Source organism: Bradyrhizobium sp. USDA 3311 (genome assembly GCF_054062495.1).
The window spans coordinates 3,418,360-3,443,503 of the sequence record NZ_JBSSFI010000001.1 but is presented as its reverse complement, the minus strand read 5'-3'; the positions used below and the strand labels follow the sequence as shown (position 1 = coordinate 3,443,503).

At 65.0% G+C, this 25,144-nt stretch carries 26 protein-coding genes and 1 tRNA gene; 12 read left to right on the top strand and 15 right to left on the bottom strand.

Annotated elements, in window-relative coordinates:
- Positions 1-369 precede the first annotated feature (369 nt).
- Both ACVWW6_RS16360 and ACVWW6_RS16355 read left to right on the top strand, forming a co-directional pair.
- On the top strand, positions 370-594 hold the full coding sequence (locus ACVWW6_RS16360; protein WP_456681038.1) for a hypothetical protein: 225 nt from the start codon (positions 370-372) through the stop codon (positions 592-594).
- A gap of 62 nt (positions 595-656) precedes the next feature.
- The gene (locus ACVWW6_RS16355) at positions 657-1,718 is read left to right on the top strand and encodes a recombinase family protein (protein ID WP_456681037.1); all 1,062 of its coding nucleotides are present in this window, start codon (positions 657-659) and stop codon (positions 1,716-1,718) included.
- 393 nt (positions 1,719-2,111) lie between these two features.
- On the opposite strand, the gene ACVWW6_RS16350 is transcribed toward ACVWW6_RS16355, so the two are convergent.
- The 4 genes from ACVWW6_RS16350 to mnmA form a co-directional block, all read right to left on the bottom strand.
- Positions 2,112-2,188 (bottom strand) — tRNA-Met (locus tag ACVWW6_RS16350).
- A 251-nt stretch (positions 2,189-2,439) separates the two neighbouring features.
- Positions 2,440-2,802: a hypothetical protein gene (locus tag ACVWW6_RS16345; protein ID WP_038965548.1), complete on the bottom strand. Its 363-nt coding sequence runs from the start codon at positions 2,800-2,802 to the stop codon at positions 2,440-2,442.
- Between the two features lie 44 nt (positions 2,803-2,846).
- Positions 2,847-3,485: a class I SAM-dependent methyltransferase gene (locus ACVWW6_RS16340; RefSeq protein WP_456681036.1), complete on the bottom strand. Its 639-nt coding sequence runs from the start codon at positions 3,483-3,485 to the stop codon at positions 2,847-2,849.
- 21 nt (positions 3,486-3,506) lie between these two features.
- Positions 3,507-4,688 (bottom strand): tRNA 2-thiouridine(34) synthase MnmA, encoded by a 1,182-nt coding sequence (mnmA, locus tag ACVWW6_RS16335; RefSeq protein ID WP_456681035.1) that lies wholly within the window; start codon positions 4,686-4,688, stop codon positions 3,507-3,509.
- 343 nt (positions 4,689-5,031) lie between these two features.
- Between mnmA and ACVWW6_RS16330 the strand changes: the two genes are divergently transcribed.
- The 8 genes from ACVWW6_RS16330 (at position 5,032) to flbD (ending at position 13,364) form a co-directional block, all read left to right on the top strand.
- The gene (locus tag ACVWW6_RS16330; RefSeq protein ID WP_456681034.1) at positions 5,032-6,660 is read left to right on the top strand and encodes a flagellar hook-length control protein FliK; all 1,629 of its coding nucleotides are present in this window, start codon (positions 5,032-5,034) and stop codon (positions 6,658-6,660) included.
- 13 nt (positions 6,661-6,673) lie between these two features.
- The gene (locus ACVWW6_RS16325; protein ID WP_011089735.1) at positions 6,674-7,381 is read left to right on the top strand and encodes a flagellar hook assembly protein FlgD; all 708 of its coding nucleotides are present in this window, start codon (positions 6,674-6,676) and stop codon (positions 7,379-7,381) included.
- A 384-nt stretch (positions 7,382-7,765) separates the two neighbouring features.
- Positions 7,766-8,041, top strand: coding sequence for a CtrA inhibitor SciP (gene sciP / locus ACVWW6_RS16320; protein WP_002714638.1), 276 nt, complete (start codon positions 7,766-7,768; stop codon positions 8,039-8,041).
- A gap of 180 nt (positions 8,042-8,221) precedes the next feature.
- Positions 8,222-9,835 carry a flagellar basal-body MS-ring/collar protein FliF gene (gene fliF / locus ACVWW6_RS16315; RefSeq protein WP_011089736.1) on the top strand — a complete coding sequence of 538 codons (1,614 nt, stop codon included), beginning with the start codon at positions 8,222-8,224 and terminating at the stop codon, positions 9,833-9,835.
- 17 nt (positions 9,836-9,852) lie between these two features.
- Entirely contained in the window at positions 9,853-10,944 is a 1,092-nt protein-coding gene (fliG, locus tag ACVWW6_RS16310) for a flagellar motor switch protein FliG (RefSeq protein ID WP_011089737.1), read from the top strand.
- A complete protein-coding gene (locus ACVWW6_RS16305) occupies positions 10,944-11,564 on the top strand; it encodes a FliH/SctL family protein (RefSeq protein WP_456681033.1) in 621 nt (206 codons plus the stop codon). The genes fliG and ACVWW6_RS16305 overlap by 1 nt, the downstream gene beginning before the upstream one ends.
- Positions 11,565-11,567: 3 nt before the next feature.
- A complete protein-coding gene (fliN, locus tag ACVWW6_RS16300; RefSeq protein WP_011089739.1) occupies positions 11,568-11,918 on the top strand; it encodes a flagellar motor switch protein FliN in 351 nt (116 codons plus the stop codon).
- Positions 11,919-11,978: 60 nt separating this feature from the next.
- Entirely contained in the window at positions 11,979-13,364 is a 1,386-nt protein-coding gene (flbD, locus tag ACVWW6_RS16295; protein WP_456681032.1) for a sigma-54-dependent transcriptional regulator FlbD, read from the top strand.
- 166 nt (positions 13,365-13,530) lie between these two features.
- Here flbD and ACVWW6_RS16290 read toward each other — a convergent pair whose 3' ends face one another.
- Complete coding sequence (locus tag ACVWW6_RS16290) at positions 13,531-13,863, bottom strand: GYD domain-containing protein (protein WP_028173118.1); 333 nt, start codon at positions 13,861-13,863, stop codon at positions 13,531-13,533.
- 375 nt (positions 13,864-14,238) lie between these two features.
- Between ACVWW6_RS16290 and ACVWW6_RS16285 the strand changes: the two genes are divergently transcribed.
- Both ACVWW6_RS16285 and ACVWW6_RS16280 read left to right on the top strand, forming a co-directional pair.
- A complete protein-coding gene (locus tag ACVWW6_RS16285) occupies positions 14,239-15,489 on the top strand; it encodes a vanadium-dependent haloperoxidase (protein WP_456681031.1) in 1,251 nt (416 codons plus the stop codon).
- A 269-nt stretch (positions 15,490-15,758) separates the two neighbouring features.
- The gene (locus ACVWW6_RS16280) at positions 15,759-16,907 is read left to right on the top strand and encodes a M20 family metallopeptidase (RefSeq protein ID WP_011089743.1); all 1,149 of its coding nucleotides are present in this window, start codon (positions 15,759-15,761) and stop codon (positions 16,905-16,907) included.
- A 113-nt stretch (positions 16,908-17,020) separates the two neighbouring features.
- Here the strand turns inward: ACVWW6_RS16280 and ACVWW6_RS16275 are convergent, their stop codons facing one another.
- The 10 genes from ACVWW6_RS16275 to ACVWW6_RS16230 form a co-directional block, all read right to left on the bottom strand.
- Positions 17,021-17,176, bottom strand: a complete 156-nt coding sequence (locus ACVWW6_RS16275; protein WP_027544964.1) for a hypothetical protein — start codon at positions 17,174-17,176, stop codon at positions 17,021-17,023.
- Positions 17,177-17,272: 96 nt separating this feature from the next.
- Positions 17,273-17,854, bottom strand: coding sequence for a flavin reductase family protein (locus ACVWW6_RS16270; protein ID WP_011089744.1), 582 nt, complete (start codon positions 17,852-17,854; stop codon positions 17,273-17,275).
- A gap of 31 nt (positions 17,855-17,885) precedes the next feature.
- Complete coding sequence (locus ACVWW6_RS16265) at positions 17,886-18,722, bottom strand: ATP-binding cassette domain-containing protein (protein ID WP_456681030.1); 837 nt, start codon at positions 18,720-18,722, stop codon at positions 17,886-17,888.
- 20 nt (positions 18,723-18,742) lie between these two features.
- Entirely contained in the window at positions 18,743-19,549 is an 807-nt protein-coding gene (gene ssuC / locus ACVWW6_RS16260) for an aliphatic sulfonate ABC transporter permease SsuC (protein ID WP_456681029.1), read from the bottom strand.
- Complete coding sequence (ssuD, locus tag ACVWW6_RS16255; protein WP_456681028.1) at positions 19,546-20,709, bottom strand: FMNH2-dependent alkanesulfonate monooxygenase; 1,164 nt, start codon at positions 20,707-20,709, stop codon at positions 19,546-19,548. The genes ssuC and ssuD overlap by 4 nt, the downstream gene beginning before the upstream one ends.
- A 16-nt stretch (positions 20,710-20,725) precedes the next feature.
- On the bottom strand, positions 20,726-20,848 hold the full coding sequence (locus ACVWW6_RS16250; protein ID WP_257787562.1) for a hypothetical protein: 123 nt from the start codon (positions 20,846-20,848) through the stop codon (positions 20,726-20,728).
- Between the two features lie 2 nt (positions 20,849-20,850).
- Complete coding sequence (locus ACVWW6_RS16245) at positions 20,851-21,801, bottom strand: sulfonate ABC transporter substrate-binding protein (RefSeq protein WP_456681027.1); 951 nt, start codon at positions 21,799-21,801, stop codon at positions 20,851-20,853.
- A 383-nt stretch (positions 21,802-22,184) separates the two neighbouring features.
- Positions 22,185-23,351, bottom strand: coding sequence for a cytochrome P450 (locus tag ACVWW6_RS16240; protein ID WP_456681026.1), 1,167 nt, complete (start codon positions 23,349-23,351; stop codon positions 22,185-22,187).
- 270 nt (positions 23,352-23,621) lie between these two features.
- Positions 23,622-24,155 (bottom strand): methyltransferase family protein, encoded by a 534-nt coding sequence (locus ACVWW6_RS16235; protein ID WP_197535734.1) that lies wholly within the window; start codon positions 24,153-24,155, stop codon positions 23,622-23,624.
- 85 nt (positions 24,156-24,240) lie between these two features.
- Positions 24,241-24,690 (bottom strand): IS5 family transposase, encoded by a 450-nt coding sequence (locus ACVWW6_RS16230; RefSeq protein ID WP_456683161.1) that lies wholly within the window; start codon positions 24,688-24,690, stop codon positions 24,241-24,243.
- Positions 24,691-25,144: the final 454 nt, after the last annotated feature.

Sequence of the window (25,144 nt, the reverse complement as noted above, 5' to 3'; positions counted from 1 at the left end):
CTTATGATCGATGTGGTCCGATATTCGATTGGTCGGTTCCATATCGCGACCTTTCGATTAGGCCCCACGATTAACTTAAGTTTCAGGGATGCGAAAATGTTTCGCGCACCTTCGAAGAATGCCGATGGTTCCATTTAATGGAACGAAGACACTGTGACCGATCGCCATCGTCAGCGCTGATGCCTGCAACCCGCCGAGTTAGTGAAACTCTTGGGGCGAACGCTTGGAGGAAGTCCGATGACGTTGAGAGGAGTGCCGGCCGTCACGATAATCGTGCTGCTCGGGCTTGGAGTTCAGGCCAAAGCGCAGGGGCCGTGCGCCGAAGTGTTGCGATTGCGTAACGCTGCTAGTGAGGCTTGGAGGCATGCGATGAGTGCACCGGCATCGCAGCGCTGCGGAGCCTTGGCCCAAGTTTCTGTGGCCACGGAGGCGACGCTCAACTACGCGGACAATAACCGCCAGTCATGCAACATCTCTGATCGATTGCTGAACGAGGTGGATGGGTATCATCGGCAAGCGGTGCAGGCTCGCGCCCGTCCCATCGATCGAAACGGCGCTAAGTTCGCCTCCAATTGTCCGGAAGCCGACGTGTAGGTTTAGGAGGTTTCCCGCCTGAGAATGACCATCCTCATCAACTGAGGAGGTCATCATGACCGATGTCCGTCCGCACGTATGATGATCGGGCTCGCTCCGGTGGCTCATTGATGGGACGCAACGGCCTGCTGCAGCTGTTGGACGATGCCAGGGAGAAATCCTTTGATATTGTCATCGTTGAAGCCCTTGATCGTCTCTCCCGCGACATGGAAGACCTTGCGGGCATCCATAAGCGGCTATCCTTTCTCGGGATCGAGATCCGGGCAGTCCATGAAGGCGTCGTCAACACTGTGCTGGTCGGCCTTCGCGGCTTGGTCGGACAACTCTATCGCGAAGATAACGCACATAAGGTGCGTCGCGGTCTGGCCGGGCGGATCAAACAAGGCTTGGCTGGAGGCGGCCTGACATACGGATATGCCGCGATCGCCGGAAGAACGGGTGAGCGCGTTATCGTCGAGGCCGAGGCACAAATTATTCAGCGCATCTTCCAGGAATACATCGAGGGTCGAACCCCTCGCGAAATCGCGCACGATCTCAACAAGGACGGAGTATCACCTCCGCGAGGTCGAGCATGGAATGCCTCAACGATCAACGGCAACCTTGAGAGGGGAGCCGGCATCCTGCAGAACGAGCTTTATGTAGGACGTCTCGTTTGGAACAAGGTCAGGATGGTGAAAGATCCTGACACGGGAAAACGACTGTCACGCCCCAACCCGCGGAGTGAGCGGCAGGTTGCTGACGTTCCGCATCTTGCAATTATCAAACCCGAATTGTTCGCGGCGGCTCAAAAGCGCAAAGAAGAGCGCGGTCATACCCACCCTAGCCATCAACGCCGGCCGCGACGGATGCTGTCTGGTCTGCTCCGTTGCGGTTGGTGCGGTGCGGGCATGTCAACCAATGGGCGAGACAAATCGGGGCGTGTTCGCATTCGCTGCTCAGCAGCGACGCAAAGACCTTCTATCTTGACACGGTTGAGAGCGCTGTTCTCACAGGGCTGCAGGCCGAGTTGCGTGCGCCGAAAGTCATTGCGGAGTACGTGCGTACTTACCTCGAAGAGCGAAAACGCCTCGCGATCACATCGAATGCAAAGAGGCAGCGTCTCGAACAGCAGCTCGCGCAGTTGAATCGAGAAATCGAACGACTGGTGGATGCGATCGCAAAAGGGCACGGCGATCCATCCATTCTCGGTCCGCGATCGACCGCCCTCGGTGCCGAACGCGAGCGAATATCTGAAGAGTTGCGGAGTGAACCGCCGGCCGCAAAAGAGGTCGCCCTGCATCCAGCTATTCTCAAGCGATATGAAGAACAGCTAGGTCGGCTCGAGGAGGCGCTAACGAAGGGTATCCGTTCGGGCGACGGAGAGGCGGCCGAAGCCATCAGAGACCTGATCGAGAGGGTCACTGTCTTCCGAGATCCATCACGCCTCGGTGGCGTAACGGTGGAGATATCAGGCCGGTTAAACGCCCTGTTGGGGGAAAAAGCTTTCCCAAACCAAGTCAAAGGGGTGTGGGGAAAGATGGTAGCGGGAGAGGGACTCGAACCCCCGACCCCAGGATTATGATTCCCGTGCTCTAACCAGCTGAGCTACCCCGCCACAGGGTCGCGAGGGCCGAAACGGCCGATCTCGCGAACGCGCGGCATATAAGGAAGGGGGCGGCGGGCTGTCAATCCGGGTTTGCGAAAGCTTTGACGGATATGGCGCTTGAGAGGGGAAAACCGACCCCTTTTAGCGCTGGAGTCGCGATTTCGGGCACCAGACTCGCGGAGAGTCCCCTCACCCGGATCGCATCTTCGATGCGCTCCGGCCTCTCCCCGCAGGCGGGGAAAGGCGAAGGAAGAGCGAGCCTATTTCGGCCGGACCGTCGGGTCGCCGCCGGGGCTGCCGGGGGGCGGGATGACGGGGGTGTTGCCGCCGCTTTCGGGGGCCGGGGCATGCATGTCGGGGTCTACGCCCGAGGGCGGGCAGAGCACGCCGTCGGATTTGGCCAGCCTGTCGCCGAGCGGTTCCCGGGACTGGCCGGTGGTGGTGCCGTCGGGCGCGGTAGCGCGGTTCGGGCGGTCCTGGGGCAGGCAATTGGCGGCGTGCTGCGCCGATGGCGGCGCGGTCGCTTGCGGCGGCGTCGCAGGTAGCGGCGGGGCCTGCGCCATCGCGGCGCCTGAGGCGGCGATGACGAGGCCCGCAAAGATGAGTTTTGATGTCGTGCGCATGGGAGGGAAACGCCGGGGTAAGGCCCGGTGTTCCCCCAACGCGATCACGATTTGCGGTAGCGGATCAGCGAAAAGTGGCCCATCGGCGGCATCGGGCGGCGCTCGGCCAGCGTGATGCCGCCGTGCTTTGCGGCCCAGTCGACCAGGCGCTGCCACGGGAATTCCGGGCGCCAGCCGAGGCGGCGGGCGACGGGGGCGAAGGCGAGCTCGAACAGTTTGCGCGGACCGCTCTCGGCGCCGATGTGGTTGACGAGGATCAGCTCGCCGCCGGGCTTCAGCACGCGCACGAACTCGTCGAGCGTGCCTTCGGGATCGGGCACGGCGGTGATGACATATTGCGCGACCACCGCGTTGAAGAAGTTTTCGGGGAAGGCGAGGTTTTTCGCGTCCATCACCGAGAGCACCTCGACATTGCTGAGCCGCAGCGCGCGCACGCGCGCCTGCGCCTTGCGCAGCATCGGCTCGGAGATGTCCACGCCGCAGATCTTCGTGGTGCGCGAATAGTCGGACAGCGAAAGCCCGGTGCCGACGCCGACGTCGAGGATGCGGCCGCCGATGCGGTCGGCCTCCGCGATGGTCGACTGCCTTCCGGCGTCGAACACCTTGCCGAACACGAGATCGTAGACCGGCGCCCAGCGGCCATAGGCCTTCTCGACCCCGGCCCGCGAGATGTCTGCTGCCATGCCCCCTGCCCCGGAAATTTTCTAGCCGCGCACCGCTTCCACCAGCGGCCTCGCAGCGTTGCTCGCAACCTTCGCCGCGGCGCTCTGGATGAAGCCGCCGCCGAGCACGCGCGCCTGCCCCGAGGGCGCATCGTAGAACACGCAGGCCTGGCCCGGCGAGACGCCCTCCTCGCCGGCGACGAGCTCGATCTCGTAATGGCCGCCAGCGCCGCGCAGCCACGCCGGCTGGGGGCTGCGCGTCGAGCGCACGCGCACGAACATCTCGAGGCCATTGCCGATGGCGCTATCGATATCACCGCCGCCGAGCCAGTTGACGTCGCGCAAGCTGATGCGGTGCATCTTCAGCGCCTCGCGCGGGCCGACGACGACGCGGCGATTGGCGGCCTCGAGCCGCACCACGAACAGCGGCGCGTGAGCGGCGATGCCGAGACCGCGGCGCTGGCCGACGGTGAAATTGGCGATGCCGTTGTGCCTGCCGAGCACGCGGCCGTCGAGATCGACGATGTCGCCGGGGTCCATCGCGTTCGGCCGCAGGCGGGTGATGATGTCGGTGTAGCGCCCCGTGGGCACGAAGCAGATGTCCTGGCTGTCGTGCTTGTCAGCGACCGCAAGACCGAAGCGGCGCGCGAGCTCGCGCGTCTGCGGCTTGGTCATGTCGCCGAGCGGAAAGCGCAGATAGTCGAGCTGTTCCTGCGTGGTCGCGAACAGGAAGTAGCTCTGGTCGCGATCGGCATCGGCGGCGCAGACCAGCGCGCGCGAGCCGTCGTCGAGACGGCGCGAGGCGACGTAATGGCCGGTGGCGAGCGCCTGGGCCCCTAACTCGCGCGCGGTCTTGAGTAGGTCGCGAAACTTGACCGAGCGGTTGCACTCGATGCACGGCACCGGCGTTTCACCAAGAGCATAAGAGTCGGCGAAATTGTCGATGACGGACTCGCGAAAACGGTCCTCGTAGTCGAGCACGTAATGGGGAATGCCGAGCTTGGCGGCGACGTCGCGGGCGTCGTGGATGTCCTGGCCGGCGCAGCAGGCGCCCTTGCGATGGGTCGCCGCGCCATGGTCGTAGAGCTGCAGCGTGATGCCGACGACGTCGTAGCCCTCAGCCTTGAGCAGCGCAGCCGTCGTCGAGGAATCGACGCCGCCCGACATGGCGACGACGACCCTGGTGTCCTGCGGACGGCCTTCGAGATCCAGACTGTTGAGCATGGGTTCTTAAGGTGTGACGGCGGCGTTCGGCGATCCGCGATGTGCCTTTGGCCGGGACATCGGTGGTCCCGGGGAACTTCGGTTCCCGCAGGGCGCGACTGGCCCGGTCGAAAGCGGCTGAGAGCGATCTCTTTAATATAGGGGGCATTCCGGTGAAGCAATCACAGGGGAGGCCGGCTTAGGGCAATTCTTGCCGGGGCGGCAGAAATGGCGGGGTCGCCGAGGGCCCTGCGGCGGCAAGCTCGACGCTTCAAGATATTGATTTTACTTCTAAATTTTCCACGCTCAGCGCTGGCCCGCTCCTTGCTACCCCTGTGCCGAAGATGTTTTCAAGAGGTCGCCTGTGGTCGGTCGGACGTCAGATGTAGCTGCCAGCGTGCCGGTTCCTGGCGCGCAGCAAAAGACTGCACGCTCGCAAAGGCCGAAGGACACGTCGACGAACGACGCCTTCGGCTCGCTGGTCGACAGCAATACCCAGGCGATCAGCAACAACGCGGCCTCGCAGGCGCAGGACAGCGCGCCGCGGCGGACCGATTCGGCGTCATCCGCCGCAGACAAGAGCCCGCGCGACACCTCCTCGACCGACCCGTCCTCGCAGAGCAAGGCGAGCGACGACACCGACAATTCCGCGCCCGCCGGGAGCGAGACGACGGACGATCCGACCAAAGCCGCGGACAAGGCGTCGGCCAAGACCAAGGACAAGCCGGAGGCGTCCGACGCCAAATCGGCGGACAAGTCCGACGCGACCAAGGGCGACAAGGCCGACGGCACCGACGGGCTTGCCGCCGCCGTCGATGCCGCCGCAGCCGCGCAAGTGGACGCGACCCAGGCCGCCGTGCCCGATCCGAACGCGATCGTGGTGGCCGCGCCGGTCGTGCCTCTCGATCCGAACGCTGCGGCGAACCAGGCCGGCGATGCCGTCGCCTCGCCGCTGACGATCGCCGCCGCCGGCCTCGCCGCCAGCGCCTCCACTGCGGCGCAGATCGCCGGCGCCAAGACCGATACCGCGACGGCGGGCGACAAGAGCGCCAAGGCCGCGGGCGCCAAGGTCGATGCCGAGACCTCGGCGACGCTCGCGGAAGCCGCGACCGGCACCACCGACGGCACCGCGACCGACGCCAAGACCAATGGCGGACTGATCGCCGCCGCCGTTGACCAGGGCACGCCGAAGACCTCGTTCAAGGCCGCCGCCACCGCGCCAGGCGCGAGCGACGTCTCCAATATCGGCCAGGACGCGGGCAAGGCGAACGCCGCGACCGCGCAAACGCCGGCGACCGCGACGGGCGCCGCCGCGCACCCGCAAGCGGCCAAGCCGCAAGACGATGCCGGCGCGACCGACGCGAAGGCTGCTCCCGCCGACCGAGCCGCCGATGCAGCGCCTGGCGCACCGGCCACGCACGCCCATGCGAATGCGCCGGCCAATGTAGCCGCGACCGACACCAGCGCACAGGCCGCCTCCGCCGTGCAGGCGCCGCTGACCACGACGACGTCGGCCGCGACGGCATCGACCGCAACGCTCACCGCGACCGCGGCAACTTCGACTGCCGTGCCGATCAACGCCGTGCCGATCGAGATCGCGGCCGCCGCGCGCGCCGGCAAGACGCGCTTCGACATCAGCCTCGATCCGGTCGATCTCGGCCGCATCGACGTCCGCATCAATGTCGACCGCAACGGCCAGGTCACCTCGCATCTCACCGTCGAGAAGCCGGAGACGCTGCAGATGCTGCGGCAGGACGCGCCGCAATTGCAGCGCGCGCTCGACGATGCCGGCTTCAAGACCGGCAGCAACGGACTCTCGTTCAGCCTGCGCGACCAGAATTCGTCGGGCCAGAACTCCGGCCAGAACAACGACAATGGCGGCAATGCCCGCCGGCTGATCATCAGCGAGGACGACACCGTTCCCGCAGCGCCCGTGGGACGCGGCTACGGCCGCATGCTCGGATCGAGCAGCGGCGTCGACATCAGAGTGTGAGGAGTATTCGCAAATGACCACCACGAATGCCGCCACCGCCCCTTCCGTCGTCTCCGGCACGACCGACGTCCCGAAATCGTCCTCGTCGAACTCGCTGAGCTCGAGCACGGGATCGACGCTCGCCGGCAACTTCCAGACCTTCCTGACGCTGCTGACGACGCAGCTGCAGAACCAGAACCCGCTCGATCCGCTCGACACCAACCAGTTCACCCAGCAGCTGGTGCAGTTCGCCGGCGTCGAGCAGCAGCTCAAGACCAACGATGCGCTGTCCCAGCTCGTCACGCTGCAACAGACCACGCAGGCGACCCAGGCACTGGGCTTCGTCGGCAAGACCGCGCTGGTCGACGGCTCGACCGCGACCATGAAGAACTCGTCGGCGACCTGGCATCTCAACGTGCCCAGCGACTCGACCGTCGACATCACCGTTGCCAATTCCAGCGGCCAGACCGTGTTCACCGGCAAATACACCGCCGCCGCCGGCACCGACATTCCCTTTACCTGGAACGGCCAGGGCAATGACGGCACGCAATGGCCCGACGGCAAGTACACGATCTCGGCCACGGGCAAGGACGTCGCGAACAACAATGTCGGCATCGCCGCGCAGGTGCAGGGCGTGGTGTCGTCGGTCGACCTGACCCAGTCGCCGCCGCTGCTCACCATCGACGGCGCCAGCTACACCCTGAGCCAGGTGAAGAGCATCATCGCGACCAGCAGCAATTAAAGGCCTGCGCGGCCGCCACACACGAGATGTCATCCCCGCGAAGGCGGGGATCCATAACCACAGAACGTCGTTTTCGCGTGAGACCGTAACCCCGAGTCGTCGTCAAACTGCTCCCTGGGGTTATGGGTCCCGGGCTCGCGCTCCGCGCGCCCCGGGACGACGGTTGAGAGCTTTGCAGCGTCGCGCTCGGGCCCGGTTTGTTAGTAAAGTATTTACCTTCTGCCCGCCCGGCCGGCCGAGATTACGTCTCCAGCCCTCCGGGCCGGCCGTGTTCCCGCAAGTTTCAACGAGAATTGTATTGAAGCCTTAGGCTTAGCGGATTTTTAAGCCGCCGCGCGTAGGGTTACGGCGTGAGTTCAGTGGTTGAGAGTTTGTGAGTACGCCATGACAGAACCCCATCGCCCGAGGGTAAAATACGTCATCGGGCCGGACGGCAGTCCGCTGACGATCGCAGATCTGCCAGCACCCGGCACCAAACGCTGGGTCATCCGCCGCAAGGCTGAAGTCGTCGCCGCCGTCCGTGGCGGACTTCTCTCCCTTGAGGAGGCCTGCAGCCGTTATACGCTGACGGTCGACGAATTCCTCTCTTGGCAGTTTTCCATCGACCAGCACGGTCTGGCGGGTCTTCGCACCACCCGCATCCAGCAATATCGCCAGTAAGCGATCCGGAAATCTGCGGCTTTTGACGAAAATCGGCCTCGCCCTGCGAGGCCGATTTTTTTCATGACACGACTTTTGGCCCAGCTCTTAACCTTCGTTAACCATATCGAAACCATCACCTAGGCAATAATTGCCCAGTCGACCGCTCTGGAATGCGGATCGAAGCTTCGGGGCGGTTGCTTGCAAGGTCTTGCGGACTTTTTAAAAGGTATCGGCGCCGCCCGCTTCGGGGCGATGATCGCGGTCACCGCCGCGCTCGTCGGCTTCTTCGCGTTCGTCATCATGCGGGTCACCACGCCGCAGATGACGACGCTGTTCACCGACCTCTCGGTGGAGGATTCTTCCAGCATTATCAAGGACCTGGAACGCCAGGCCATCCAGTTCGAGCTGCGCAATGAGGGCACCATCATCATGGTGCCCAAGGACAAGGTGACGCGGCTGCGGATGAAGCTCGCCGAGGGCGGCCTGCCCAAGGGCGGCGGCGTCGGCTACGAGGTGTTCGACAAGTCGGACGCGCTCGGCACCACCTCTTTCGTCCAGAACATCAATCATCTGCGCGCGCTGGAAGGCGAGCTCGCCCGCACCATCCGCGCCATCGACCGCATCCAGGCCGCCCGCGTCCATCTGGTGCTGCCCGAGCGCCCGCTGTTCTCGCGCGAGGCGCCGGAGCCGTCCGCCTCGATCGTGGTGCGGGTCCGCGGCGCGCTGGAGGCGCAGCAGATCAGGGCCATCCGCCATCTCGTCGCCTCCGCCGTCAACGGACTGAAGCCGCAGCGGGTCTCGATCGTCGACGAGGCCGGCCAGCTGCTCGCCGACGGCGCCGCGACCGATCCGGAGCAGGCGCTCGGCGACGAGCGCCGCACCACCTTCGAGAAGCGGATGCGCAAGCAGGTCGAGGACATCGTCTCCTCGGTGGTCGGGTCGGGCCGCGCCCGCGTCCAGCTCTCCGCCGATTTCGACTTCAACAAGATCACCCAGACCTCGGACAAGTTCGACCCCGAGGGCCGCGTGCTGCGCTCTACCCAGACCCGCGAAGAAAGCAGCATGACCGCCGACAACAACGGCCAGGTCACCGTCAACAACGAGCTGCCGGGCAATCAGCAGAACAACGGCGTCGCGGCCAAGGACCAGAGCAAGAAGACCGAGGAGACCAACAATTACGAGATCTCCCGCACCACCAAGACCGAGGTGACCGAAGCCGGCCGGGTCAACCGCATCTCCGTCGCGGTGCTGGTCGACGGCATCTACAGCAAGAACGACAAGGGCGAGCTGGCCTATCAGGACCGCACCAAGGAGCAGCTCGACCGCATCGCGACCCTGGTGCGCTCGGCCATCGGCTTCGACCAGAAGCGCGGCGACCAGGTCGAGGTCGTCAATCTGCGCTTTGCCGATGCCCCCTCCACCGCCCCGATCGCCGAGCCGTCGGGCTTCCTCGGCATGCTCCAGTTCACCAAGGACGACGTCATGTACTTCGTCGAGCTCGGCGTGATGATGCTGCTCGGCCTGGTCGTGCTGTTCATGGTGATCCGCCCGCTGGTCAAGCGCATCCTGGCTTCCGACGAGGTCGCCGCCGCCATCAGTGGCGTGCTCTCCGGCCCGGCCGCCTCGGACGAGGCCGCGCCGGCCGCCGGCCAGGCGCTGCTGCCCGGCGGCGCCGCCAGCGCGATCGACGTCGCAACCATCCAGGGCCAGGTCCATGCCCAGTCAGTTCATCGTGTCGGCGAGCTCGCCGAACGCAACCCCAACGAAACCGTCGCCATCATCCGCCAATGGCTGACCGAACCCGCGAAATGATCGAGAAGTGAACTGACATGGCCGCCAACCTGCAAAACGCCAACTCCAACGACATCACCAGCGTGATCTCGACGCTCGGCGCCCGCCAGGGCAGCCGTGCGGGCGCCAAGACCGAGGCGGTGGCGGGACCCAAGCGCGCCGCGATCCTGATGCTGGCGCTGGGCGAGCAGTACGGCGGCAAGATCTGGTCGATGCTCGACGACGACGAGGTGCGCCAGCTTTCGCTGGAAATGTCGACGCTCGGCACCGTCGAGGTCGACACGGTCGAGGACATGCTGCTCGAGTTCGTCTCGCGCATGTCGGCCTCGGGCGCGCTGATGGGCAATTTCGACGCCACCGAACGGCTGCTCCAGCAATACCTGCCGCCGGAGCGCGTCAACGGCATCATGGACGAGATCCGCGGCCCCGCCGGGCGCAACATGTGGGAGAAGCTTTCCAACGTGCAGGAAGAGGTTCTCGCCAACTATCTCAAGAACGAATATCCGCAGACCATCGCGGTGGTGCTGTCGAAGCTGAAGCCGGAGCACGCCGCGCGCGTGCTCGGCATCTTCCCCGAGGACCTCGCGCTCGACGTCGTCAACCGCATGCTGAAGATGGAAGCGGTGCAGAAGGAGGTGATCGAGAGCGTGGAGAAGACGCTGCGCACCGAATTCATGTCCAACCTGTCGCAGACCCGCCGCCGCGACGCCCACGAGGTGATGGCCGAAATCTTCAACAATTTCGACCGCCAGACCGAAACCCGATTCATCACCTCGCTGGAAGAGGACAACCGGGAATCGGCCGAGCGCATCAAGGCTCTGATGTTCACCTTCGACGACCTCGTGAAGCTGGATTCCGGCTCGGCCCAGACCCTGATGCGCAACGTCGACAAGGACAAGCTCGGCGTCGCGCTCAAGAGCGCCAACGAGGACGTCCGCAACTTCTTCTTCGGCAACATGTCCTCGCGCGCGGCCAAGATGCTCCAGGACGACATGGCGGCGATGGGCCCGGTCCGTCTGCGCGACGTCGACGAGGCGCAGGCGCTGCTGGTCAACCTCGCCAAGGATCTCGCCGCCAAGGGCGAGATCATGCTGACCAAGAACCGCGCCGACGACGAACTGGTGTATTGATGGCCGCTCCGGCAAAATTCCTGTTCGACACCGACTTCGCCGCGCCGGACCGGACGCGCGAGAAGGCCGCGACCGCGGCCGAGATCGCCCAGAAGGTCGCGGAAGCGGAGGCGCGCGCCTATCAGGACGGCTTTGCCGCCGGCCAGCGCGAGGCCAAGGCCGAGAGCGATCGCCGCGTCGCGCTCGCCATGGAAGAGATCAACATCGCGATCCGGGGCGTCGCCTCGGGCATGGGCAACATCGAGATCAAGATGGAGACCGAGGCGGTCGAGGTCGCGGTCGCGGTGGCGCGCAAGCTGTGCGCCGACCTGGTCGCCGCCGAGCCGTTCGGCGAGATCGTGGCGCTGGTCAAGGACTGCTTCTCGCATCTGGTCGCGACGCCGCATCTCGTCGTCCGCATCAACGACGCGCTCTACGACAGCGCCCGCGAGAAGATCGAGCGGCTCGCCAAGCAGAGCGGCTTCGAGGGCCGGCTGGTGATCCTGGCCGAGCCGGAGATTGCGACCGGCGACTGCCGGATCGAATGGGCCGATGGCGGCGTCGTGCTGGAGCGCGGCGCCATCGCGGCCAAGATCGACGAAATGGTCGGACGCTATATCGCGTCCCGCAGGGGGAGCTAAGCCATGAGCGACACCGACGGACAGGTCCCGCTGCCCGATCTCAACGGCCCGATGCCGCCAACCGGCACCGACGTCGGCTACAACGAGGACGAATATGCGGCGCGCGCCGCCGCCGACCTCGAGGCCGTGTTCGACGTGCCGGTGCAGGTCTCGGCCGTGCTCGGCCGCTCCAAGATGGACGTCGGCGAGCTCCTGAAGCTCGGGCCCGGCACCGTGCTCGAGCTCGACCGGCGCGTCGGCGAGGCCATCGACATCTACGTCAACAACAAGCTGGTCGCCCGCGGCGAGGTCGTCCTGGTCGAGGACAAGCTCGGCGTGACCATGACCGAAATCATCAAGACCGAACGCACGTAATTATTGCGCGAACGCAGGGAATGACGCGCGGCAGCGCGACCAGACGGACAGGAGACTGACATGCGGCTTCTCATCGTTGGCACATTGAAGGGCCAGCTCACCACCGCCACCAAGATCGCGATGGAGAACGGCGCCACCGTGACCCACGCCGAGGATCACGAGCAGGCGATGCGCGTGCTGCGCGGCGGCAAGGGGGCCGACCTGCTGCTGGTCGACGTCGCCCTCGACATCCGCGACCTCGTGATGCGGCTGGAGGCCGAGCACATCCACGCCCCGATCGTCGCCTGCGGCATCACCAACGACGCCCGCGCCGCGGTCGCCGCGATCCGCGCCGGCGCCAAGGAATACATCCCGCTGCCGCCGGATCCGGAGCTGATCGCGGCGGTGCTGGCCGCCGTCGCCAACGATTCCCGCGAGCTGGTCTATCGCGACGAGGCGATGGCCAAGGTGATCAAGCTCGCGCAGCAGATCGCAGGCTCGGATGCCTCGGTGATGATCACCGGCGAATCCGGCACCGGCAAGGAAGTGCTGGCCCGCTACGTCCACACCCGCTCGTCGCGCGCCAAGCGCCCGTTCATCTCGATCAACTGCGCCGCGATCCCCGAGCATCTCTTGGAGTCCGAGCTGTTCGGCCACGAGAAGGGCGCCTTCACCGGCGCGATCGCCCGCCGCATCGGCAAGTTCGAGGAAGCGACCGGCGGCACGCTGCTGCTCGACGAAATCTCGGAGATGGACGTCCGCCTGCAATCGAAGCTGCTGCGCGCCATCCAGGAGCGCGTGATCGACCGCGTCGGCGGCACCAAGCCGGTGCCGGTGGACATCCGCATCATCGCGACCTCGAACCGCAATTTGGCCGAGGCCGTGCGCGAAGGCTCGTTTCGCGAGGACCTGCTGTTCCGCCTCAACGTGGTCAACCTGAAGATCCCGCCGCTGCGCGAGCGTCCCCTCGACATCCTCGAGCTCGCCCAGCACTTCGTGAAGAAGTACGCCGAAGCCAACGGCGTGCCGATGCGCCCGATCTCGGCGGAAGCGCGCCGCGTGCTCTCGACCAACCGCTGGCAGGGCAACGTCCGCGAGCTCGAAAACACCATGCACCGCTCCGTGCTGATGGCGCAGGGCGACGAGATCGGCCCCGACGCGATCCTCACCCCGGACGGCGACCGCCTCGACCTCGCCAAGACGGTACCGGCCGTGGCGCATGCCACGATGGCCGCCGAGCAGGTGACGCGCGCGCTCGTCGGCCGCACCGTGGCCGATGTCGAACGCGACCTGATCCTGGAGACGCTGAAGCACTGCCTCGGCAACCGCACCCACGCCGCCAACATCCTGGGGATTTCGATCCGGACGCTGCGCAACAAGCTCAACGAATACGCCGACGGCGGCATCCCGATCACCCCGGCGGGGACGCCGGGTGAATATCCGCGGATGCCGATGGTGGGGGCGTAGAGCTTCTTTCGAGAATTGAGAGAATGCGAATGCCCGGGCTTGGCCCGGGCATTTTCTCTTTGAGGAGAACGCAACCAGTCACCACACAATAGGTGTCGTCCCGGCCTAGTGCGAATTGCGCACTAGGCTGGGACGACGTTAGGAGATCTAGCGCGCCCGCACGAGTCTACTTGCCCGGCGGAACGTAGGTGCTCACGAGTTTGGAAGCCTTCTCCGCGATGCTCTTGAACTCGCTCATCTTCCAAGCGCGTACGGTTTCGATCTTGGAGACGGCGCCAGCCGCAGCGGCCACCATTCCAATCGCAATGGCATCGGAGCCGTCAGGAAACTCCGTGACGAGCACTGCATCGTGTTGACCAGTGGTCATGAAAGCTCCCTGAAGCTTCCCACCGGCCTTCTCGACCAGCGCGCCGATGGCCGATGTGCGATCGGCCGGCTTGTCGACCATTCCCTTGATACCGGCATTTGAGTATGAGACGTACGAGATGAACAACGGCATGTTTCTCTCCGTTGAGGTTACACCGTGACAATGTCGTCCTAGAAAAGACGCCCTCAAACGAGAGCAAGGCACGGCCTGCCGACGGCATGCGAGCTGCCTTGAAAATTGAGCTACGGACTTCGGCACGTCCAACTGGCAGCTTGCGCCGACTATAGCCGACTGCACAATGCGGCGCGAACGGTAAGCCAAGCCTACCCATTCGGGACACCACTGTTCTGCCGGCCGAGAAAAATCTGCTTCTCGGTTGAACCGCGTGCGGCAAGTGAAGCAGTTCACAATCAAGCCACATCAAGATCGCTAGAGTCCGCGGGCAGCGCGACGCGACGTCGGCCAGAGCCGCCTCGCGAAACGTCCTTCAGATCGAAAGGGCACGCCATGAAATGCTCCTCGTGGACCATCTCCCGCTTATCGCTGATTGTAGCGCTGATCGCGGCCTCGGCGTCGCTGGCACGCGCCGACGTGATCATGGACTGGAATGCAAAGGCCGACGCGATCGCTGCCGAGAAGCAAATTCTTCCAGCGCCCCACAGCCGCGTCTTGTCCATGATGCACGTCGCGATGTTCGAGGCGGTCAACGCGATCGACCGCCGGTACGCGCCCTACAAGCTCTCCTTGCCCGCGGATCGTTCGACGTCGCGGGAAGCTGCGGCGGCAGTTGCCGCCCACGACGTGCTGCTGTCGGTCTATCCGGACCTCAAGCCGGACCTGGATGCGACGCTGACGAATTCTCTGGCGCCGATTGCCGACGGCGCGTCCAAGATCGCTGGCATCAGCCTCGGGAAAGAGGCCGCAATGCAGATCATCGAGCTTCGTGCGAACGATGGCAGCGCCGCTCCGGAAACTTACCGCCCCCTGACGACACCGGGCGCGTACGTTCCGACCACCGTTCCGCTGTTCTCAACCACGGGCGCAACGACGCCCTGGGTCATGGTTTCCGGATCGCAGTTTCGCCCCGGCCCGCCGCCGGCGCTTGGTTCAGAGGTGTGGACCCGGGATGTCAACGAAATCCGCGAGGTCGGCAACCGAAGCAGTACAACCCGGACGCCGGAGCAAACGACGATCGGCCGATTCTGGTTCTTTGTCGGTGCCCGCACCTACAATCCGATCGTGAGGCAAGCTGCAATGGCCAAGGGCATGGATCTCGTCGACTGCGCCCGGCTGTTCGCGCTGACGTCAATTGCCGGCAACGACGCCCTCGTTGCGGTGTTCGATGCAAAATACCATTACAATCTCTGGCGACCGATCACCGCCATACGCAACGCCGACCTGACGTCGAATCCGGCGACGCCACGCGACCCGTCCTGGCTGCCACTCGGCGAAACGCCGATGCATCCGGAATATCCCTGTGCTCACTGCATCACGTCGGCGGCGATTTCGACCGTGCTCCAGAGCGTCGTTGGAGATTTCGGCGAGTTTTCGCTGACCAGCTCCACGGCACCAGGTGTCACGCGCAAATGGTCGCGGCTCCAGGACTACAGCGACGAAGTCTCCAACGCCCGCATCTGGGCCGGCTTTCACTACCGGTTCTCGACCGAGGTCGGCAAGGACATGGGTCGGAAGATCGGCGCACTGACCGTCGCGACCCAGCTTCGCGGTGTGGAAGCGATGGCGGAGCCGAAGCGTTAAGGCTGGTGCCCACATCCGCAGTGTCGTCCTGGCGAAGGCCAGGACCCATTACCCCAGAGAGGAGTTTGACGAAGATTCGTCGTCCGGTACTCCTACCGCCCTCCATCGGTAGATTCCGCGGTATGGGTCCTGGCTTTCGCCAGGACGACGATGAGGAGACAGTGTGCGTCCAAACCCGCAGACGGCGGCATGGCCGCACCGCGTTCTCCGACTAGGTCGCGCCTGCGCAAGGCCGTATAACCCCGCGTGAGAACCACACGAGGGTAAACATGTCTGAAGCTCAAATCACGGACTGGCTGGCGTCGCAGCGGCAGGCGATGATCGATCTCTTGCGCGACGTCGTGAACATCGATTCCGGGTCCTATGACAAGGAGGGCGTCGATGCGGTCGGGGCGCGGTTCGAGCGGCACTTCGCCGAGCACGGCATCCCGTTCCGGCGCGAGAGCAACTCCACCTTCGGCGATGCGATTCATGCCGAGGTGACAAAGCCCGGCAGCAACGAGAAGCCGGTGCTGCTGATGGGCCATCGCGACACCGTGTTCGGCAAGGGCGAGGCCGGACGGCGTCCCTTCACGATCCGCGACAACCGCGCCTATGGCCCCGGCGTCGCCGACATGAAATCCGGCGTCGTGATGAACATCTTCGTGGCGACCGCCTTCCACAAGTTCGGCGGCAGCCCGCACCCGATCAAGGTGCTGATCACCTCGGACGAGGAGATCGGATCGCCCTCGTCGCGACCCGTGATCGAGCGCGAAGGTCGCGCCGCGCGTGCCGTGTTCAACTCCGAGCCGGGCCGCCCCACAGGCAACGTCGTCACCGGCCGCAAGGGCGGCATCTTCATGCATCTGGCCATCACCGGCAAAGCCGCGCATTCCGGCGCCAATTTCGCCGCCGGCGTCAGCGCGATCGGCGAGCTCGCGCACAAGATCGTCCAGGTCCACGCGTTGACCAATCTCGACAAGGGCATCACGCTCAATGTCGGCCTCGTCTCCGGCGGCCAGTCCGTCAATACGACGGCGCCCTATGCCGAGGGCCAGATCGATCTGCGCTATGTCGATCCCGCAGACCGCGCCACGGTGATGGCCGCGATCGAGACAATCGTCGCGACCTCCTATGTGCCGGGCACGAGCGCAACGCTGACGATCAAGGGCGAGTTCGTGCCGGTGGTGCAGAGCGAGGCCTCGAAGACGCTGTTCGAAGGCTATCAGGCCGCCGCAAGGCAGGTCGGCCTCACCACGCTCCAGGGCGAGTTCTCCGGCGGCTGCGCCGATTCCGGTTTCACCGCCGCGGTCGGCACGCCGACCATCTGCGGCCTCGGCCCGGTCGGCGGGCTCGCGCACACGCCGGAGGAATATCTCGAGATCGACAGCATCGTGCCGCGCGCACAGGCGCTGGCGCTGGCGATTCTGAGAGGGTGAATTCGTAACTTCTGTAGGGCGGGCAAAGCGAAGCGTGCCCACCATTTCGTTCGCAGCGAAGATGGTGGGCACGGCGCAAGTGCGCCTTTGCCCACCCTACGAGATCTCGGGCGTCACGAATAACTCGGTGCGTCGGGCTTGCGGAAGATGTGGATGGGGTCGCCGGGAATGATCGGCTGGCCGCTGAACATGGCATAGGCGTAGAGCGCGAGATAAGCGATCGCCAGCGCGCCGATGGCGTAGAAGGCCCAGGTCGCGACGCGTTTCATCGTTCCGCTCCGTTGCCGTCCCGGACGGGAGGCTCAGGGCGCTTCTAGAGCGATGACAGGGAAAAGGCCAGCCTGCGTGCTGCCTCTTTGCGGCGATCAAACGCCGCGCCGGGTGCGCGCGGGAAGGCTGACCTCGGCGAGCCTTGCCGCGTCTTCATCCTGGTCGACCGCGACGTACTGGCCGTGCCAATAGGCGAGCGCCGCGGTCCGCGTCGAACTCCTGACGTCCCTGACACGGCCGATGACGATGCCGTGCGAGTGCCGCTCGACGATCTCCTCGACCTCGCAATCGAAGGCCGACAATGCGCCGACCAGCAGCGGGACTCCCGAGACCGCTGTCACCCACCGGGCGCCGGCGAAGCGGTCTGCGCCCTTGAGCCCGCCCTTGCCGGCGAAGCGTTCGGCGACGTCGAGCTGGTCGGCGTTGAGGATGTTCACGCCGAAGGCGCCGTGACGCCGGATCAGCGGGAAGGACGAGGCATCGCGGTTGATGCTGACCAGCAGCGTCGGCGGTTCGACCGACAGCGAGGTGACCGAGGTCACCGTCATGCCGGAGATGTCCTTGCCCCGACCGGCGGTGATGACGCTGACGCCGCCGGTGAGGTGGCGCATGGCGCCGCGGAAATCGGCGGGCGAGACGGGGATTTCAGTCATGAGATCGCGAGGCACTACATTCATGGCGTGGTCCCCGAAGCGGGGTTCCCTCTATTTAGGTACGATCGTCCGCCGACAAAAGGTGGCTCAGGATCGAGCCTTCGAGGCCCGCAAGCTCGACCGAGCCGCGCTCCCGGGGCCGGGCTGCGTTAACCACGACGTCATGGGCAATCCGGCCCTCCTCGATCACCAGCACCCGGTCCGCCAGCGCGACCGCCTCGGAAACGTCGTGGGTCACCAGGATCGCGGTAAAGCCCTGGTCGCGCCAGACCCGCTCCAGAAGCCGCTGCATCGAGATGCGGGTCAGCGCGTCCAGCGCGCCGAGCGGCTCGTCGAAGGCCAGCACGCGCGGACGGGAGACCAGCGCGCGGCCGAGCGCGACGCGCTGCTTCTGGCCGCCCGACAGCACCGAGGGCCACTGGTCCCGCTTGTCGGCGAGACCAACCTCGGTCAGCGCCTTCTCGGCGCGGGCATGCGCATCGGTGGACGAACGATCGCGGCCGAGACCGACCTCGACATTGGAGAGCACGCGGGCCCAGGGTAATAGCCGCGGCTCCTGGAACATCACGCGGATATCCTCGGGCTGGACGTCGCTGCCAAAGCTGATGCTGCCGGCATCGATCTTGTCCAGGCCGGCGATCAGGCGCAGCAGCGTGCTCTTGCCGCAGCCGCTCTTTCCGACGATGGCGACGAACTGGCCGGCCGGGATGTGCAGGTCGATGCCGCGCAGCACCTCGTTGTCGCCGAAGGACTTTCGCAGCCCCCGGATGCTGAGCGGCAGGCCGCTGGCCTGCACCACCCGCTCCTCGCGCACCACGCGGGCGTGAGGCGCGAAATTGGCGCGGCTGGCGAGCTCGGTTTCGGGAAGCGAGGTCCGAAGGGCTGTCTGCATGTGATTCCCAGTATTTCTGCTCAACGTTTCTGGAAGGCGGGGTGCCAGGAGAGCGTCAGACGCTCCAGCACGCGGGAGGCGCTGTCGGCGAGCTTGCCGAGCAGGGCGTAGATCAGGATCGAGAGCACGACGACGTCGATCAGCATGAACTCGCGCGCCTGCATCGCCATGTAGCCGAGCCCTGAGGACGCCGCGATGGTCTCGGCCACGATCAGGGTCAGCCACATGATGCCGAGCGCGAAGCGGATGCCGACGAAGATCGAGGGCAGCGCGCCCGGAAAGATCACGCGGCGGAACAATTCGCCGTCGCTCATGCCGTAGATGCGGCCCATCTCGATCAGCTGGGGATCGACGGTGCGGATGCCGTGCAGTGTGTTGAGGTAGATCGGAAAGAATACCCCGAGCGCCACCAGGAACAGCTTTGCGCTCTCGTCGATGCCGAACCACAGGATGACCAGCGGGATCAGCGCCAGGTGCGGCACGTTGCGGACCATCTGGAGCGTGGTGTCGGTGAGCCTTGCCGAGAGCTGCGACAGGCCGTTGGCAAGCCCGAAGGCGAAGCCGATGCTGCCGCCGATCAGGAAACCGATCGAGGCGCGCCAGAACGAGACCCAGATGTTGCGCGCGAGCTCGCCGGAGAGCAGCAGCTTCCAGCCGGCGAGCGCGACGTCGCTCGGCGCCGGCAGCACGCGTGTCGGCACGAAGCCGGTGACGCAGGCGAGCTGCCAGATCGCCACGATGGCGAGCGGCACGATCCACTGGACGAGGCCCCCCGCGCGCGGCAGGCGGATCCTGCGTGGCAGAGAAATGCTGTCGATGAGGCTCATGATTGCGATTCCAGCCTGGAGGGACGGATGTCGTTGCCGATGGTCTCGCCGAACGGACCGCTGTTGTGATGCAGCCGCGTCACGTTGCTGGCGTGATCGAGCGAGAGCAGCGGGAACACCAGCTCGGCAAAGCGATAGGCTTCCTCCAGATGCGGATAGCCCGACATGATGAACGTATCGATGCCGATATCCTGATACTCCTTGATGCGCGCCGCGACGGTCTGGGCGTCGCCGACCAGCGCCGTGCCGGCGCCGCCGCGCACCAGGCCGACGCCGGCCCACAGGTTCGGACTAATCTCGAGCTTGTCGCGCCTGCCGCCATGGAGCTGCGCCATGCGCTGCTGGCCGACGGAGTCCATCCGGGCAAAGTTCTTCTGCGCCCGCGCGATGGTATCGTCGCTGACATGCTTGATCAGCTCGTTGGCCGCACGCCAGGCCTCTTCATTGGTCTCACGGACGATCACGTGCAGGCGAATGCCGAAGGACAGCTTTCGGCCCCGCGCGCTCGCGACCTCCCTCACCCTCGCGATCTTCTCGGCAACCTGGGCCGGCGGCTCACCCCAGGTGAGGTATTTGTCGACGGTATCGACCGCGACATCGATGCCGGCGTCCGACGAACCGCCGAAATAGAGCGGCGGCCGCGGCGACTGCACCGGGGGAAACAGCAGCTTGCCATCCTCGATGCGAATGTGCTTACCCTCGACATTGATGGTCTTGCCGGCCAGCAGGTCGCTATAGACGTTGAGGAACTCGCGGGTGACCTCGTAGCGCTCGTCATGGCCAAGGAAGATGCCGTCGCCCTTGTTCTCAACGGGATCGCCGCCGGTGACGACGTTGATCAGGAGCCTGCCGTTGGTGACGCGATCGAGCGTCGCGGTCATGCGCGCGGCCACGCTCGGCGATTGCAGGCCGGGCCGGACAGCCACGAGATAGCGCAGCCGCTCGGTGAACGGCGCGACCGAGGAGGCGACGATCCAGGAATCCTCGCAAGACCGCCCCGTCGGCAGCAGCACGCCGAAATAGCCGAGCTGGTCGGCCGCCTGCGCGATCTGGCGCAGATAGTTGAAGTTGACCTCGCGGCCGCCGGTCGCGGTGCCCAAATAGCGGCCGTCGCCGTGGGTCGGCAGGAACCAGAGGATGTTGCTTTTGGATTGGCTCATGGATGGGCTCCGATGACTAGCCGTAGGTCGTGCCGACGGCGGCCGCGACGATGCTGATCGACATGACGATGGCTGCGATCACGCGTTGAACGATGCGCCTCATGTCTAGACCTTTTGAAACGGGGAGATTGGTCGGCACGATCAGGCTGCCGGGTTGCGCCAGACGATGTCGCGGATCACGATCGGCTTGGGAATCAGGCCGAGCTTATGGAAGCGGTCGGCGACGCCCTGCTGGGTCGCGACGATGTCGTCGGTGACGGGACCGACCACGAAGGCCGAGCGGTTCGCCGCGATGGTCTGGATCTCCAGGGGAATGCCTGTCACCGCCGCCAGCGATTTGGCGACCTCGTCGCGGTGCTGCTCGGCCCATTTGGCCGTCGCGGTCGTCACGTCGACGATCTGTTGCAGGATGGCGCCGTGATTCCTAGCGAAGTCGCGGTTGGCGATGTAGAAGGAATTGGTCTTGGTGACCTCGCGCGCGTTGATCAGGATGCGGCCGTTCTGCCTCGTCTCGCCGATCGCAAAGTACGGATCCCAGATCGCCCAGGCCTCGATGCTGCCGTTGGCGAAGGCGGGGCCGGCGTCAGGCGGCGTCAGATAGACCGGGGTGATGTCGGCATAGGTGAGGCCCGCCTTCTCCAGCGTCTGCACCACGATGTTGTGGGCGCTGGAGCCCTTGGTGAAACCGACGCGCTTGCCCTTCAGCTCGGCGATGGCGCGGATCGGCGAATCCTTCGGCACCAGAATGCCCTGGCCGTTGGTGATGGGCTGGCCGGCGGCATAGACGATCGCGGCGCCCGCGGCCTGGGCGAACACCGGCGGGGAATCGCCGACCGCGCCGTAATCGACGCTGCCCACATTCATGGCCTCCATCATCGGCGGGCCGGAGGAGAACTCAACCCATTTCACCTCGATGCCTAAGGCTGCGAAATGTTTTTCCAGGGCGGCCTGCTGGCGCGTGATGACCAGCACGCCGTTCTTCTGATAGCCGATACGAATTTCCTTCACCGCGCCTTGCGCGCGGACGCGCGAGGCGAACGCAGCCGCGGCTGCCGTTCCAACGGAGAATTTCAGGAAGTCCCGACGCTGCATTCAACACTCCCGGCCGCATGCGGCCGTCATTCATTCACGCCAGGGAATGATGGTGCGGCTTGCCGGAGGTGTCGAGACACGCGGAAAAATAGCGATGCGAGCACTGCGCGCGTGGCAGGGCGCATGATTAATCTTTCAAGCGGCCGCGATGATGCAGGGAGAATTTTTCCGCACGCGAATGTGAGAGCCGCGGGGATTTGGTGCGACGATGCAGGGCCGGAACGTAAAACGTCGAAAACAACCCCATGCACAGTAGCCGACCATAGTCGGATCAATAGCTTACGCGGCAGGCCGAGTCGTTTGACCCGTCGGGCAAGACAGGAGCATGATGGCATGATCGGCGAATGGGAGCTGTTGTGGCGCGAAGCTCCCTTCCAGCCGGCCTAGTGTAGCCATCTCACCGGCAAATTCTGCAAGCCGCGGAACGCCCAGCCGCCGATCCGCACCGGCTCGTCATCGGCAATCTCGATCCGGCCGGCACGCGCGAACAATGTCGGCAGCGCGACGTCGGCGATCATGGCGCGCGAGGCCCAGGCACCGGCGCAGAAGTGCGGGCCGGCGCCGAACGCCACGCTCTTGCTGGTGTCGCGCCGCACGTCGAACTGGTCGGCGCGCTCGAAATGCTTCTCGTCGCGGTTGGCGGAACCGAACATCAGGAACACGCGCTCATCGAGCTCGAACGCGACGTCGCGGATCGACCATGGCTTTGCGATGCGCCGCGGCGACATGCCGATCGGCGAGATCCAGCGGGCATATTCCTCGAAGGCCTGGAGCCAGGTGACTTCACCACGCCGGACGAGGTCGAGCTGCTCGGGATGGGTCAGCAGCGCCCACACCGTGCCGGCGATCGCCTTGCGCGGCTCGTTCTGGCCGCCCGATATCGCGAGCTTTACATTTGCGCGCACGCTCTCCATCGGCATGCCCGACGCGAGGAGCACACCGAGGATGCTTTGATCGGGATTTTTGCGCATGACCGGCAGCATGTCGTCGATCGCCGCATCGATGCCCGACGTCGCGGCATGGCAGCGCGCCTCAACGGCGGGATCGCCGACATAGTTGGCGATGCCCTCGATCATGCCTTGCGACCAGGCGTCCATCTCGGCAAAGCCGATATTGGTGAGGCCGGTGATCGACTTCAGGCATTCGCCGGAGAACGGCAGCGCGAAATCGCGCATGAAGTCGATCCGCCCCGGCTCGATCGCATCGATGATGCGGTCGGCATGGGCCTGGAACAGCGCGGTCCAGTAGCCTTTCACCGTCTTCGGCGACACCGTCGGAAACATCGCCCGGCGTTCGACCTGGTGCGCCTCGCCGTCCTTGCGCATCATGTTGTGGCCCATCAGCCGGTTCATCAGGCCGGCGGGCTGGTGCGAGGAGAACACGTCGATCTGCTTCTCGGAGATCGAGATGTCGTCGCGGCTCGTCAGCAGCGTCGAGCCGAGCTGCGGCACGAAGGCGATCGGCGCCTCCTTGCGCATGTTCGCGAGCATCGGATAGGGGTCGGCCCAGAACGCGGCCGGGTCGATGTCGATGCGCGGCGCGGTGCTCAAGGCGGTCTCCCTGCTGTGTCCCGCCAGACTAGCGCGTTCAGGAGCTGCCGTCTGTCCCCAGCGATTGGGACAGGGGGTGCGCGCACGGTAGCGGGTCCGCATGACCCACAACAGCGGACATCGACAAACGCACAAACAACGTTCGTCAAGGGCCATGAAGCGACAGAGGCGACATTCCAACCGAGCGCCAGACAGCGTGCCTGCTCGCGGCGCCGGTGAAGCGTCCGAGACCGGTCGCGAGCAGCGGCTCGCACAACCGCGGGCCACCGATCATTTCAACCGCCATGGGGTCATCCGCGGTATCCAGCGCGGGACGGCGGCGCGGAACGCCTCGTACTCACTCCCAAACGTCCGCTCGAGCGTGGGTTCTTCGTACGCCACGACGAAGACGTGGAAGAAGAGCCAGAGCAGCGCGCCGTAGACGATGAGGCGCCAATCGCCCATCAGCACCGCTTGACCCAGGATGATGGCAACGACCGCGACGTATATTGGATTACGTACATAACGGTAGAGACCGGTCACCACGAGATTCCGGGTCGGCGCGATGGGCGCGGGGGTGCCGAGACCCTGCAGCGCGAAACGCGCAAATGCGTCAACGAGCCCAGGCACGCCTGCGAGAATCATTATCGCGCCGATGCCGCGCGTCAGCTCCAGACCAAGGAACGGCGGCCGGAATTGCCAACCCGTGATCGACCATGGAACGAGCCCCGCCAGCGTACATGGGGCGACCACGAAGAAAACCGCCGAGCCCAGGACGGCAATGGTTCGTTGCACGGCGGTTCCCGACACTCGCTGCGAGCTCATTCCAAGCTCCCCGTCATGGTTTCCCATCGTCATCCGGGTGCCGACACGCTCGCCATGTTATCCCAAAAGCGGAAACCGCGCACGACTAAAGCCAGAATGCCACGGCGGCAACGAGGCACAGGGCTGAGAAGTAGTTCCGAGCGAGTTTGTCGTAGCGCGTTGCGATGCGCCTGAAGTCCTTGAGCCTGCAGTAGCAGCGCTCGATGACGTTGCGATCCTTATAGGCTTGCTTGTCGTGACGTATGCGTTTCTTCCGATTTGACCGGCCTGGGATTACCGGTTTGATGCCGTCCTTGCGCAGAGACTCGCGGAACGAGTTGCTGTCATAAGCCTTGTCACCGAGCAACTCGGCGATGCCGTCGAGCAGACTGACACCTGCCGCCCCGACTGTGCAGTCGGCGGTATTGCCAGGCGTGAGGATCAAGACCCACGGGCGGCGCAGCTTATCGACAAGGCCGTGAATCTTGCTGTTGCGCCCGCCCCTGGTGATGCCAATCGCCTGTTCCGACGCCCCCCTTTTCCGCCGCCAGCGCAGCGATGCGCTTTGACATGCGTGCCGTCGAGAGCCATTCGTTCCGGCGGTTCAGCAGGTTCGGCCCGCCGCCTCGAAGATACTCTGCCAAATTCCCCGCGTACTGCCCGTCGCTAAACCAAACCAAGTTCGCCCGCATCTGTTGGCCCCCGATTCGGTTGACCAACCCGTTGAATCTCAACATGGATAATTGGGTCTTAACCCTAGGTCAGCCTGCGCATGCCAGTGGAAAGGGTCTCGTGTGAACCCACCGGGGTGCAGGTCGTAAATACGAGGGCAAACCGGCTGCACTGCCAGTCCGCGCCGAGCGCGGCGCTGGTGGGTGATGTCAGGTTGACCGACAGAAATGCCGCTACGCAGGCCAACGTCACGTACGCCGCGATCAACATCGCTCTCTTGTGGGTCCTTGGTTGAGAAATCATGGCCTTGGCTCCTGTACGATGGCCGGACGATCAAG